Below are 12,857 nucleotides of genomic sequence, written 5' to 3'. Positions count from 1 at the left end.
CAAGGCCCCTCCTGCGGGCTTTGTTGACTGCTGCCGGCGTTGCTTCCACGCCGCACGGACGCGGTGTCCGCCTGCCTTGGTGCAGCTCTCATCTTCCCGACAGTGCGGAACCCGATCATTACCCGGTGGACAGTCAGGGGCCCGGCCAGGTCCCAGTGACGTCGGGCACCCCACGCTCGCTCTGTGCCGAGGCAGTGGCTGTAAGGGTCCACGGGATGATCCCGCCCAAGGTGCCACCCACCCGGTCCGTGACTTTTACTCCCAACCAGCCGCCCTGGGACGATACGGACGTTGACGCTGAGGGCCCAGCCAGGGCGGCTATTGTCCCGCGGACCGTGTCCGGTCCATCGCCGCGGGCCAGTGCGCGGGCCCCGGCCCTGGCGCCCGCCTCCAGCCGCAGCTGGGTAATTCCTGCCGCCGCACCCGCAAGCAACATGGACAGCAAGGCAACCACGGCCGGCAGCGTGACGGCGAACTCGGCCGTGACACTGCCCCCGGAGCGGTCCCTGCACCCGCCAACTGCAGCCCCGCGGACCATCACGGAAGCGCCAATGCCGTCCGGATCAGGTTCAGCAAAAAACCCCGGACTTCATCGCTGCGGAGAATGAACACCAGCAGGCCGGCGAAGCCGACGGCGGCCAGGGTGGCTATGGCGTACTCCGCTGTGGCCATTCCGGCCTGGGCAAAAGCATTGCCGCAGCGCTGTCGCATCCGGGCAGTGCGTAGCCGGGGACCACTCATCAGCGTGTGGCGTGTCAGGCTGGCACCCGGATACAGCTCCACCACATTCTCCGGAAGATCGGCCCGGACCGGCTCCTCCCCGGAACCCCTGAAGAGCTTTCCGCGCCGTCTCTCCCTTGCTCCGGGCGGCGGGCCGCCATTGGCATCGGAAGCGTTGGAATGTGGGTGGCGATGGTTCATGGCCATGAGCTTTCCTTCCGTGTTGCCGGTCGGATGACCGGCTCCCATCGAGTCTTCAGGGGCAGGCGTGCTGCTGAAAGGAGGCAATCGGGCTAAGTGGATAACCTGCCGCGGCCCGACTCTGTGGAGGACGGGACAGCGGCGTCCGCTCAGGCACCGGATGGCAGCAGTGCCAGCAGCACCGGAACGACACCGAGGCAAATGAAGGCCGGCAGGGAGCACAACCCCAGCGGGAGAACAAGCTTGACGCCCAGGGTCGCGGCGCGTTTTTCCGCCGCCCGGAAGCGTTCCCGCCGCAGCCTGGCCGCCTGGGCATAGAGAATGGCCGACGACGGCGCCCCGGTCAGGGCGGCGAATCCGAGGGCCTCCTGCAGGTCCAGGATTCCTTGGGGCCGGACGCCCGTACTCCCCCATGCGGTCTCCCAGTCGGCGCCCATTGCAAGGGCCGCGACCACCGGGCGCAGGGCCTGGCAATACATCGGGTCTGCTGAGGCGGCCACCAGCTCAAGGGCGCGCCCGATCCCGGCTCCCGCTTCGAGCATGGCCGCCACGAGCTCCAGGATCATGGCTGTGTCCGCCAGCCCTTCGACGCCACCGGAGGGACCCCTGCGGCGCGCCTCATTGTCCCCATCAACAGTTCCAGGTGGCGGCCAGTTCCGGATCCAACGCCTTGACCGCCCGTTTCCGGACACACCAATCCAGGCCGCTACTGCGAGCACGGCAAAAAGTGCCAGCGCGGGAGCTTCGCCACTCATGGCTGTCCAGCACCGGCGGCAGCCGCCACCAGCCGTGCGGACCAAAGCCTTCCAGCGACGGTAAGGCCGAGGCCGGCAGCCAACGTACCCAGCCCCAACGGTGTCTGCAGGAGGACAGACAAGGGATCGACTCCCAGCGCCGAGCCAAGGCCAAGCCCCAGGACGGGGAGCCACGTGAGCAGGCTGACTGTGGCCTTTGGGCCGGCCAGCGCCGTGTGCCGTGCGGCTTCTGCGTCGTCTTCGGCTTCCAGTTGCGCCGCGAACCTGGTGAGGACGTCGGCCAGAGGACAGCCGCTCGCTTCGGCAATGTCCAGGCACGCAGCCAGGTTCCACCAGATCCGGGTTTCGCTCCCCTGCCGGGGAAACACCTTTGGCAGTGCCCGGCGGAGCGCCGCGGACACGGGCATGCCGCCCAAAGCCGCGGCATGCGCCGCAGCCACCATGGCTGTTGAGCCTGCCGACAAGTTCCCACGCCCCCGTCCGCCGCTGCTGTCCTGGACCTTGGACAGTTCGTCCCAGATGCGCGCGGGGGCGCGTCCTCCTTTCAGCAGGGCTGCCAGCTGCTGGACCAGCAAGGTCATGGACGGGGACTGCATCGACTGGCTGCGGCCCGGCGGCCACCGCAAGCCGGAGCCAACCCTGACCACCGGGCCTGGCGGGTATGCGGCAACCCGGGGCCCGGTTTGCCGGACACGGCGGAGCCTCGCCCTCGCTCCATTTGGCGGCCGCAGGGTCAGTGCTGCAGCAAGGAAGAGCAGGACGGCGAGGGCCAGTTCCATCACACGAACTCCTGATCCAGCTCCAGCCGTCCGGCGAGGACAGCCCATCCCGGGCCCCGCACCGTCCGGCCGCCTTCCAGCCGCAGGGCCGGCGTCACCATGAGTCCGGCCGGCCCTGCTCCGATGATCCCCACGCACGTCACTGCCTTCCCCAGGGCAGTCCGGTCAAGATGGATGACCACATCCAGGGCGCTGTTGGCCTGCAGCCGCACTCCTTCCGGGCTCAGCCCGGCCAGTGCTCCCAAGGCCGTGAGCCGGGCCGGGATGGCGGCCGCAGCGTTCGCGTGAATGGTCCCCCCAGCGCCGCTGTGCCCGGTATTCATCGCCGCCAGCAGGTCCCGGACTTCCGCCCCGCGGCACTCGCCCACCACCAGCCTGTCGGGGCGCATCCGAAGTGCCTGGCGCACCAGCTCGCCCAGATCAACCGTGCCGCCGCCCTCAACGTTCCCGTGGCGCGACTCCAGGGACACAACGTGGGGATGCACGGGATTCAGCTCTGATGCATCTTCGATGAGCACCAGCCGCTCAGCCGGAGCGCAAAGCCCCAGCAGTGTGGCCAGCAGCGTGGTTTTGCCTGACCCGGTCGCGCCGCTGATGAGGAAGTTCAGCCGGTTCCGCACCACTGCCTCAAGTACGTCCTGCAGGAGCCCGTCAAACATGCCTGCCAGCCGTAGTTCAGCCATACTGAACACCCGCTCCCTGCGGATCCGGATACTGAGCAGCGTGCCGGCAGTGGACACGGGCGGCAGGACCGCGTGGATCCGGTAGCCGCCCGGCAGCCGCACATCCACGCAGGGTGAGCCGTCATCCAACCGCCTGCCACCAGCAGCCACCATCCGGCACGCCAGTGCCCGGACCTGCGCCTCTCCATCGAAGTACACCCGTACCCGTTCAACACCCTGCCCCCGATCCACCCAGACCGACCCGGGACCGTTCACAAAGATGTCGGTGACTGCGGGATCACGGGTCAGCTCCTGCAGCGGGCCCAGCCCGTTCAGCTCCGCGCTGATCCGTTCGACGGCGGCCAGCGCGCCGGCAGTTCCCAGCAACCTGCCGGTGGCCTGCACCGCCGCAGCCACACGGGATGGTGTGACAGCCCCGGGATCCGCCATGACGGAAGCACGGACCGATTCGAGCAGGCCGGAATCCACCGATGGACCGGCGTCCTGCCTGCCTGCAGAAGGAGTCCCGGCCCGGCGGCCGGTTATTCCGCCCGACCAGGCTCGGCGCGCCTGCACTGCATCGCGGTCGCCTCCCTCCTCCCCTCCCCAAGGCTCGGCCCGTTCCCTCACGGTCCTTCCTCACCGGGCAGGCCGTCGCCCAGGCCATCCAAAACCGCGGCCGTAAAGGCCCTGACGCGGCGACGCCTGCCCAGGCCCAGAAGCTGGCCCGACTCGGTTGCCGCAGCCACGCCGCGCACGTCCGGTAACCGGCCGTGCGCCGGGAGCCCCACGGCATCGGAGATCTGCAACGCGTCCAGGTCTGCCCCGCGCCGGCTCCGGATCAATAGCGAAGCCTCCACTGGTGGCAGTTCGTGAAGCAACCGGACAGCAGCCACGGCCGCTTTCAGCTGGGCCGGGACCACCACCATGATGCGGTCGCAGTCCCAGGCGAAAGTCCGCAACGGACCGGAGCCCCGGCCGATGTCCACCACCACCAATTCGTAGCCCCGGCGGGCCGCTTCCAAAACACCCGCCGTGGTTGCCGGTGGCACAGACACTGGTTGCTCCCGGCTGGCGGGCCAGGACAGGAACGCGAAACCTCCGCAGACGGGCAGCGCGTCCGCCAGTTGGGCGGAGTCGATGCTGCCGCGCGCCTCGGCAAGATCAGGCCAGCGGAGGCCGGGCGATTCCTCGGCCGCAAGGGCGAGTTCCAGCCCGCCACCCCACGGATCGCCATCCACCAGCAGCACCCTTGCCCCCAGGGCTGCTGCGGCCTGCGCAATCCAGATGGCGGCGGTGGTTGCCCCGGCCCCGCCGCAGCCTCCTGTCACCCCGAGGACCAAACCGCCGGGTCCCGGGGCCCGCGCCCGGCTGAGATGGCCGGCAAGCCAGGCGGCAGCATCCGGAAGGACGGCAACACGCTCGGCCCCCAAGGCCGCGGCCAGGTGCCAGAGGCTGTCGCCTTCCCCGTCCAGCCCGATGACGACGGCTGGCGCCCTGCGCCGCGGCGGCAGCGCCCTGATATCGCTTCCCACGAGTACCGAGTGCACCTGGTCCCAGTAGCGCGCGGCCTCTCCTGAATCCGCTGCGATCCGAAGATGGGCGCCCGCTGCTGCAGCGATCCGCTCCACTTCCGCCCGCAGAAAGCCGGATCCGGTGAAAAGCAGTACCTCCCCTGCTTCCCCGGGCAGCCACACACCCGCCGGCTCATCGCTGTCCTGTGGACGGGAGCGGGTCCGGCCCCGGAGGCTGGTCCCAAAAAATCCGGCCGAACCCGACGCTGCGGACCGTCGTGCGGCGGTCTCGGCAGGTTCGCCAGATCCAGCAGGTCCAGCGGGTGCCATCCGAACGTGGGCGCCGGACGCGTCAACGCTGCCGCCTGTGGTGGGAAGTTCCGAAGTCCCTGATCCCGGGTGGGGCGGACCCAGCTGGTGCTTGCTCATGACTGCCACTTTCCACCGAAATGCACACACCCGGCAGGTGCCCCTGCCCCTATGTGGAAAACCCGCGCCGCAGCGCCGGCCACCCGCGCCCCAACCCGGGCCACCGATCAGGAACCCCCGCCGGACAGGGCACAATTGGAGCATGTACCTGCTGCTCGCCGCCCACCCCAACGGCGCGTCACTGCAGGAGCTCACCCAGGCAGGCGATCCACTGCCAGCCAATCCGGAACCGCAGCTGATCCCCGCAGCGGAACTGGCCGCCGTCGTCCGCGGCCTGGAAAACAACACACCGGGCGGGCAGGCGCCCCGCTGGATCTGGCACCGCACCCAGGACTGGTACCCGGCGCTTCTCGGTGCAGGGGTGGAGCTGGAACGCTGCTACGACTTGTCCTTGTGCGGCAACATCCTGGCTTTCTCGGAGTTCACCGCCCACACGGCGTATGCGAAAAGTGCCGACCGGACGCCCGCCGAGGACACCCTTCTCCCGCCCAAAGCGTTACTGCCGCCTCCTCCCCCGGCAGACCAGGGCGCCCTGTTCGAGGACCCCGGCACCAATGCCACGCCACGATTCACGCCTGATGAGCTGCGGCTGGAATACGCGGCCCAACAGGACACCCTGGCGCAGGCCGGCACGGAGGATAACCGGCGCAACCGGCTTTTCCTGCTGCTTGCTGCCGAATCCGCGGCGGCCATGATCGCCGCCGAAATGCAGCACGCGGGTGTTCCGTGGCGGGAGGACCTGCACGAGGATCTGCTGGCAGGCTACCTCGGCCCGCGCCCTGCCGCCGGCCGCCGCCCCGTAAAGCTCGAACAGCTGGCCGGCGAACTGCGCGGGCTGCTGAACGCTCCCGGTTTGAACCCCGATTCACCGCAGGAGCTGATGCGCGCCCTGCACCGCAGCGGCATCGAGGTCAAAAGCACCCGGCAGTGGGAACTGAAGGAATCCAACCATCCCGCCATCGGCCCCTTGCTGGAATACAAAAAGCTTTCCCGGCTGCATTCGGCGAACGGCTGGGCCTGGCTGGACGCCTGGGTTGCCGGCGGCCGGTTCCGGCCCGAATACGTGGTGGGCGGTGTGGTGTCGGGCCGCTGGGCCTCACGGGGCGGCGGCGCCCTGCAGATTCCGCGCCAGGTCCGAGGCGCCGTCCACGCCAATCCGGGCCACAAGCTGATCGTTGCTGACGCCTCGCAGCTTGAACCCCGGGTCCTGGTGGCCCTGGCCCAGGACACGGTGATGGCCGAGGCCGCCCGGGACCAGGACCTGTATGCCGGGATCGCGGCCAAGGGTTTCGGCGGCGACCGCGCCAAAGCCAAAATGGCCCTGCTGGGGGCCATGTACGGGGCCACCTCCGGGGAAGCCGGCCGGCTGATGCCGCAGCTCGCCCGGACGTATCCGCGTGCCGTGGACTTTGTGGAACGCGCCGCCCGCGCAGGTGAAGCGGGCGGAACCGTCACCACCCGGCTGGGCCGAAGCAGCCCGCCGCCGTCTCCCCTGTGGTACCGGAGCCAGCAGTCCACCACCGCCGAGGAACAGCGCCGCGCCGAGTCCATTGCCCGCTCACGAGGGCGGTTCACCCGGAATTTTGTGGTCCAGGGCTCCGCCGCGGATTGGGCGGCGTGCTGGCTCGCGGAATTACGACGGCGGCTGCGCACCATCCGGGCGGACGGTGCGGCCGGGGCGGAACTCGTCTTTTTCCTGCACGACGAAGTGATGGTCCACGCACCGGAAGCGGCGGTGGGGGCGTGCATCCAGGCCATCGAGGACGCCGCCAGCGCCGCCAAGGAGCTGCTGTTCGGCCGGATTCCGGTGGAATTTCCGGTCAGCGTAGCCGTGGTGGACTCCTACGACAACGCCAAGTAGTCAACACGCGCCGGATGCTACGGAACCCGGAGTAACCTACCGGGCGGTAGCTCGACGGGCACTGTGACGCCCACTACAGTTTTTACTGGCGACTGATGCAGACCGGTGCTGCGATGACGTATGCAATGACGCACACAGGAGGTCCGGTCGATGGCTGGCAGATTCGAAATTCACCGGGTTGGCGACAACTCGTACAGGCTGCGGCTCACCGACGCAGAGGGCAATACGGTGGCCGTCTCACCGAACTTCAAGTCCCTGGCTACGCTCCGGGACGGCGTCAAGGCCATGCGGGAAAATGCAGCCACCGGAATTGTGGTGGACCTGCGCCAGCAGCAGGCCTGACCGGAATCGGAACCAGCCGCAATCGGAACCAGCCGTCACCCGTCCATCGGGTGCAGCCGGTCATGGTCCCACGGGACGGCCCAGCCAAGCTGGTCAAAGAGCCCGCTCAGGACAATGCCGGTGAAACCCCACACCACCACCCCGTTAACCACAAACGCCGGGCTGTCGAAGGTCCGGCCTGCACGGTGCACGGTGGCCATGGCGCGGTTGTCCGGGTCCAGCAGGTCGCGCACCGGTACCCGGAAAACCTGGGCTGACTCGCCGTAGTCAACGACGTGCACAGGCGAGGGTGCCTGCCACCAGCCCAGCACGGGCGTCACCAGGAAGTTGCTGTACGCCAGTCCGAGCTGCTGCAGGGTACCCAGCACTTCGACGCCGGCCGGGTCCAGTCCCGTTTCCTCCTCGGCTTCCCGCAGTGCCGCCGCCACCGCTGATTCCCCCGCGTCCAGGCCGCCGCCGGGGAAGGCAACCTGCCCCGGATGAGAGCCCAGGGTGTGGGCCCGCTCCAGCAACAGCACATCTAGGTCTGCCGGCGCCAAGGGCTTGCCGGATACGGCCGGAACATCGTCCAACTGTCCGAACAGCATCAGCACCGCGGCTTCGCGGGCGGTCTGCGCATCAACTGTCAGTGCAGCCCACCGCGGATCCGGTGCGGGGTTTGTGCCGCCGGCAACCCGCCTGGCAAGATCCATCAGGTCGTTGCGGGCGCTCAAGGGTTCCTTCTCTGGGATTCCATCCGGATTTCGGCAGCATTGCCCGTCTCCGCCAGCAACCGTTCCAGGAGTGCCTCACTGCCGGGCGCCAGCTCATATTTCAGGAGCTTGGCTGCCTTGGCCGGATCCGTCTCGCCCAGGCCGTAACTGGGGCACCAGTTGGCGACCGGGCAGGCCCCGCAGGCAGGCTTCCGGGAGTGGCAGACGCGGCGGCCGTGGAACACCACGCGGTGGGACAGCATGGTCCAGTCCTTGGGTTCGAAGAGCTCCGCCACGTCCGATTCGATCCGCACAGGATCCTCGGACTGCGTCCACCCGAACCGCCGGGACAGCCGGCCGAAGTGCGTGTCCACCGTGATCCCCGGAACACCGAACGCGTTGCCCAACACCACGTTTGCCGTCTTCCGGCCCACCCCGGGGAGGGTCACCAACGCATCAAGGCGGCCGGGGACCACGCCGTCGTATTCGTCCACCAGCCGGGTGGCAAGGGCCAGGAGGTTCCGTGCCTTGGCCCGGAAGAATCCGGTGGGCTTGATGATGGCTTCAAGCTCTTCGGCTTCGGCCTCCGCCATGGCCTGGGGGTCCGGGAACCGGTTAAAGAGCAGCGGCGTGATCTGGTTGACCATCACGTCGGTGGTTTGCGCGGACAGCACGGTGGCCACCAGCAGCTCAAACGGATTGCGGAAGTCGAGTTCGGCATGGGCGTACGGATACTTCTCCGCCAGTGCCCTGTTGATGCGCCGCGCCCGCCGTTTCAGGGCAAGCACCGACTCGGACGAAACCACCGGCATCCCGGTGGCTTGCCCTGCGGCTGGCGGAACCGCCGCCGGTGTTTTCGCAACCCGGGGCGCGGCCATGGAAGTTAGCCGCGCTCGATGTTGCTGAGGTCGCGAAGGATACCCAGCCGGCCGTCGGTGTGCTGGACCAGGAACTCGTTCCCTCGGTCCTCCAGGGCCAGGACCCAGCCGCCGGGTTCGATCACAAATGCCGGTTCGCCGGAACGGGGATCGAACGCGGTGCGGTGCTGGGCCACGGCGAACCAGAAGGCCTCGTGGGCAGGCTGGTCGTCCTGCTCTTCGGGCCGGTTCGCGGGATCCACGGTGGCGCCGATGGGCTCATCGCGGCGGACCTGCTGATGCACTGCGGTGGCTGCCGGCGGCTCCGTGCGCTGCCCGGCCGGGTCCCCGGGGGCGGACGAACCGGCGGCGGCCGGCGTGCTGGCCGGAAGTACGCCGGTGGCGGGGGCCGCGGACGCGTTGGCGGCAGCAGAACCGTGATGGTGGGGTTCGTCTGCGGTGGCAGCTGCGGGGCGGACGACGTCGGCGGCCTGGGTCGCGGGTCCTGAGTCACCGGAGGTGCGTCCGGCCTGCGCGGCGGTACCGGATGCGGAGGGGACGGATGCGGCGGATCCCGCTGCTGCGGCGGACGAGGCGCCGACGCTGCCGGCAGTTGCACCGGTGGAGGCAGCGGGCGCGGCGGGCGCGGCGGGCGCGGCGGGCGCGGCGGCACCGGCCGCAGCCGTCGCGGCAGGACCATTGCTGGATCCGGCAGCCGGTACAGCGGACGAACCCGTGCCGGACCCACCAAACACTTTTCCACCCAGGCCCGGCGTGGTGGAACCGGCCGGGGTGGCGCCTGCGGTGGTCGAACCGGTGCCCGTTTTGGTGACGGCCTCAGGCTTCGGGGCCTTGGGGGTGCGGGGCTTCTGAACCGGCACGGCGGCCTCGCGGGCCACCACGTGGGCGGGCGCTTCGGCGCGGCCCTTGAAGTCAGCGGAGATGTACGGCAGGAACCGGCCCAGCACCGTGGCGGCAAAAAGGATCAAGGCGCCGATTAGGCCCACAAGGAACACCGGGGCGTAGCTGCTGGCTGCGGCCAGGAAGAAGAAGGCCACCGCAAAGGAGGCCACCACGGATGCGAACTGGTCGATGGACAGCGAGCCCACCCGGATCCTGGTGGTTGGCGCCAACCGGCGGGAGGCGAAAAGCGCGCTGACGCCCAGCGGAAGGACGATGCCCAGGCCCAGGAAAAAGAGGTTGTTCAGGTTCCACAGGTTCAAGCCGCCGAATATTGGCAGCAGCGAGGCGACGAACATGACCAGCGTGGCAGCAAAGACAGCGAGGTCCCGGACGGTGAACGGACCCGTCACTGCCTGGTTGGTGTCATTGCCGGGCACCGGGTTGACCGTACCGGACGGGTTTCCGGTCTGCCCACCGGGCGCTGCGCTGCCCGCTGGACCTGCGCCGGGCCCTGCCTTCGTCTCGGGGCCGGTCTTTTGGCCGAAGCTCTGCTGGTTCATTTGTCTCTCCTTAGCGTGGCGGCGCCAGGGTCCGGGGGAACCCAGATGGCGCCGTCGTGGCAGCGGATCCGCAGCGGCGGGCCCTGGAAGGGCCTTGCCGAAGCGCACTGCAGTAAAGTCACGATTCCATCTCAGCCTAGCCAACAGCCCACCTGTTCACTAGCTGGCCACGCGCCGCCACGGATGCCAAAAAAATTCGCCGCCAACACCATTCACCGCTTAATGGCTGCCGCTCGCGGGCCGGTCTGTGACACGGCACACAGGGCCCGGCATCAAGCATTACGCTTGATTCCGGAACAGCTCTTTGCGGGATGCCCGTGACTGGCCCGTGCCCGGCGCCGCGCAACGGCCGGACCCGGCCTGCCCGGTGTCCCGCGCAGCAAAGATCGATGAATGATGAGGTTCACATGTCCCAGGACACTCCAAGCTCCACGGCCACCGCTCCGGCAGGCCAGCAACAGGGCGATGCTTTCGAAAACCTGCTGCACGAGACCCGCACCTTCCCGCCCAGCCCGGAGTTCGCCGCCGGCGCCGTGGTCTCCGCGCAGGAATACGAGGATGCCGCAGCGGACCGGCCCGCCTTCTGGGCCAGGAAGGCCCGTGAACTGCTCACCTGGGACAAGGACTTCACCGAAGCCCTGGACTGGTCCAACCCGCCGTTCGCGAAGTGGTTCGTGGGAGGCGAAGTCAACGCCGCCTACAACGCGCTGGACCGGCACGTGGAAAACGGCCTGGGCGATCGCGTTGCCATCTATTTTGAGGGCGAACCCGGCGACACCCGCACCTACACCTACGCGCAGCTCACCGAGGAAGTAAAGAAGGCCGCCAACGCCTTCGAGTCCCTGGGTGTGGCCAAGGGCGACAGGGTGGCCGTGTACCTCCCCATGATCCCGGAAGCCGTCATCACCCTGCTGGCCTGCGCCCGGATCGGGGCCGTCCACTCGGTGGTGTTCGGCGGCTTCTCGGCGGATGCGCTCCGCTCCCGGATCGATGACGCCGAAGCAAAACTGGTGGTCACCGCGGACGGCACGTACCGCCGCGGCAAGCCCAGCGCCTTGAAGACGGCAGTGGACCAGGCCCTCGCCGCCGATGGCCACACCGTGCAGAACGTGGTGGTGGTCAAGCGCAACGGCCAGGACGTGGACTGGCACGAAGGCCGGGACCTGTGGTGGGCGGACACCGTGGAAACGGCATCCACCGAGCACACCGCGGTGGGCCATGATTCCGAGCACCCGCTGTTTATCCTTTACACCTCCGGCACCACGGGCAAGCCCAAAGGCATCCTCCACACCACCGGCGGCTACCTGACCCAGACCGCCTACACGCACCGGGCGGTGTTCGACCTGCATCCGGAAACGGACGTGTACTGGTGCACGGCCGACGTCGGCTGGGTCACCGGGCATTCCTACGTCGCCTACGCCCCGCTCATCAACGGCGCCACCCAGGTGATGTACGAGGGCACCCCCGATTCCCCGCACCAGGGCCGCTGGTGGGAAATCGTGGAGAAGTACAAGGTCTCCATCCTCTACACGGCGCCCACGGCCATCCGCACGTTCATGAAGTGGGGCCGGGACATCCCGGACAAGTACGACTTGTCTTCCCTCCGGCTCCTGGGGTCCGTGGGGGAATCCATCAACCCCGAGGCATGGATGTGGTACCGGAAGGTCATCGGCGGGGACCGGACCCCCATCGTGGATACCTGGTGGCAGACCGAGACGGGCGCCCAGATGATCGCCCCGCTCCCGGGAGTCACGGCCGCGAAGCCCGGCTCCGCCCAGGTTCCGCTGCCCGGCATCGCCGTGGACGTGGTGGACGAGATGGGCCAGTCGGTCCCGAACGGCCACGGCGGCTTCCTGGTGATCCGCGAACCCTGGCCGGCCATGCTGCGTGGCATCTGGGGCGACCCCGAACGCTTCAAGGAAACCTACTGGTCCCGTTTCGAGACCATGTACTTCGCCGGGGACGGCGCCAAAAAGGACGAGGACGGCGACATCTGGCTCCTGGGCCGGGTGGATGACGTCATGAACGTCTCCGGCCACCGGCTTTCCACTACCGAGATCGAATCCGCCCTGGTCTCGCACCCCGCTGTTGCCGAGGCAGCCGTGGTGGGTGCCGCTGACGAGACCACAGGCCAGGCCGTTGTTGCGTTTGTCATCCTCCGCGGGGATGCCGTGGACGACGGCGACGCCACGGTCCAGGAGTTGCGGAACCACGTGGGCAAGGAAATCGGTCCGATCGCCAAACCGAAGAACATCCTGGTGGTCCCGGAGCTGCCCAAAACCCGCTCCGGAAAAATCATGCGGCGACTCCTCAAGGACGTTGCCGAAGGCCGCGACCCGGGGGACGCCACCACCCTGGCGGACAACACGGTGATGCAGCAGATCGCAGCTTCACTCAAAAAGTAACACCCGCAGCATGGCCCCGGCGGGCCATCACAGCGGCCCCATGATCCCCGTCAGGACGGCGATCAAGGGGCCGCTGCCTTTTGTGACGATTCAAAAATTTCCCGACGCCAAAGTGTTATTTCACGTGCTTCCATGTTCACTTTTGAGAGGTTATAGTCAGGTCGTGTGAGGTGTCTC

12 protein-coding genes are annotated in these 12,857 nt (G+C 68.3%); 3 read left to right on the top strand and 9 right to left on the bottom strand.

The features are described 5' to 3' along the window. Window positions 1-133 precede the first annotated feature (133 nt). The 6 genes from ASF72_RS02815 to ssd form a co-directional block, all read right to left on the bottom strand. A complete protein-coding gene (locus tag ASF72_RS02815) occupies window positions 134-538 on the bottom strand; it encodes a TadE family type IV pilus minor pilin (protein ID WP_056596416.1) in 405 nt (134 codons plus the stop codon). Then, the gene (locus tag ASF72_RS02810) at window positions 538-927 is read right to left on the bottom strand and encodes a DUF4244 domain-containing protein (RefSeq protein ID WP_056596413.1); all 390 of its coding nucleotides are present in this window, start codon (window positions 925-927) and stop codon (window positions 538-540) included. Before ASF72_RS02810 ends, ASF72_RS02815 begins: the two co-directional genes overlap by 1 nt. Before the next feature lie 143 nt (window positions 928-1,070). Further along, window positions 1,071-1,676 (bottom strand): type II secretion system F family protein, encoded by a 606-nt coding sequence (locus ASF72_RS02805; protein WP_056596410.1) that lies wholly within the window; start codon window positions 1,674-1,676, stop codon window positions 1,071-1,073. Further along, complete coding sequence (locus tag ASF72_RS02800) at window positions 1,673-2,455, bottom strand: type II secretion system F family protein (RefSeq protein WP_056596407.1); 783 nt, start codon at window positions 2,453-2,455, stop codon at window positions 1,673-1,675. The genes ASF72_RS02805 and ASF72_RS02800 overlap by 4 nt, the downstream gene beginning before the upstream one ends. Further along, window positions 2,455-3,663: a TadA family conjugal transfer-associated ATPase gene (locus ASF72_RS02795; RefSeq protein WP_056597391.1), complete on the bottom strand. Its 1,209-nt coding sequence runs from the start codon at window positions 3,661-3,663 to the stop codon at window positions 2,455-2,457. Before ASF72_RS02795 ends, ASF72_RS02800 begins: the two co-directional genes overlap by 1 nt. A gap of 80 nt (window positions 3,664-3,743) precedes the next feature. Next, window positions 3,744-5,060 carry a septum site-determining protein Ssd gene (ssd, locus tag ASF72_RS02790; protein ID WP_327019588.1) on the bottom strand — a complete coding sequence of 439 codons (1,317 nt, stop codon included), beginning with the start codon at window positions 5,058-5,060 and terminating at the stop codon, window positions 3,744-3,746. Between the two features lie 142 nt (window positions 5,061-5,202). Between ssd and ASF72_RS02785 the strand changes: the two genes are divergently transcribed. Together ASF72_RS02785 and ASF72_RS02780 are read left to right on the top strand one after the other, a co-directional pair. Beyond that, window positions 5,203-6,921, top strand: a complete 1,719-nt coding sequence (locus ASF72_RS02785) for a bifunctional 3'-5' exonuclease/DNA polymerase (protein WP_056596404.1) — start codon at window positions 5,203-5,205, stop codon at window positions 6,919-6,921. Window positions 6,922-7,071: 150 nt separating this feature from the next. Further along, window positions 7,072-7,263, top strand: coding sequence for a YegP family protein (locus ASF72_RS02780; RefSeq protein ID WP_050683994.1), 192 nt, complete (start codon window positions 7,072-7,074; stop codon window positions 7,261-7,263). Window positions 7,264-7,298: 35 nt separating this feature from the next. Here the strand turns inward: ASF72_RS02780 and ASF72_RS02775 are convergent, their stop codons facing one another. The 3 genes from ASF72_RS02775 to ASF72_RS02765 form a co-directional block, all read right to left on the bottom strand. Continuing rightward, the gene (locus tag ASF72_RS02775) at window positions 7,299-7,976 is read right to left on the bottom strand and encodes an NUDIX hydrolase (protein ID WP_056596400.1); all 678 of its coding nucleotides are present in this window, start codon (window positions 7,974-7,976) and stop codon (window positions 7,299-7,301) included. Continuing rightward, window positions 7,973-8,767: an endonuclease III gene (gene nth / locus ASF72_RS02770; protein WP_056596398.1), complete on the bottom strand. Its 795-nt coding sequence runs from the start codon at window positions 8,765-8,767 to the stop codon at window positions 7,973-7,975. Before nth ends, ASF72_RS02775 begins: the two co-directional genes overlap by 4 nt. Before the next feature lie 71 nt (window positions 8,768-8,838). Next, window positions 8,839-10,275, bottom strand: a complete 1,437-nt coding sequence (locus ASF72_RS02765; protein ID WP_056596394.1) for a hypothetical protein — start codon at window positions 10,273-10,275, stop codon at window positions 8,839-8,841. Window positions 10,276-10,682: 407 nt separating this feature from the next. Between ASF72_RS02765 and acs the strand changes: the two genes are divergently transcribed. After that, window positions 10,683-12,680, top strand: coding sequence for an acetate--CoA ligase (acs, locus tag ASF72_RS02760; protein WP_056596391.1), 1,998 nt, complete (start codon window positions 10,683-10,685; stop codon window positions 12,678-12,680). Window positions 12,681-12,857: the final 177 nt, after the last annotated feature.

Origin of the sequence: Arthrobacter sp. Leaf141, from assembly GCF_001424565.1 — a bacterium.
Lineage (GTDB): Bacteria > Actinomycetota > Actinomycetes > Actinomycetales > Micrococcaceae > Arthrobacter.
The sequence above is the reverse complement of the archived record's forward strand: the minus strand, read 5'-3'. Positions and strand labels throughout refer to the sequence as shown.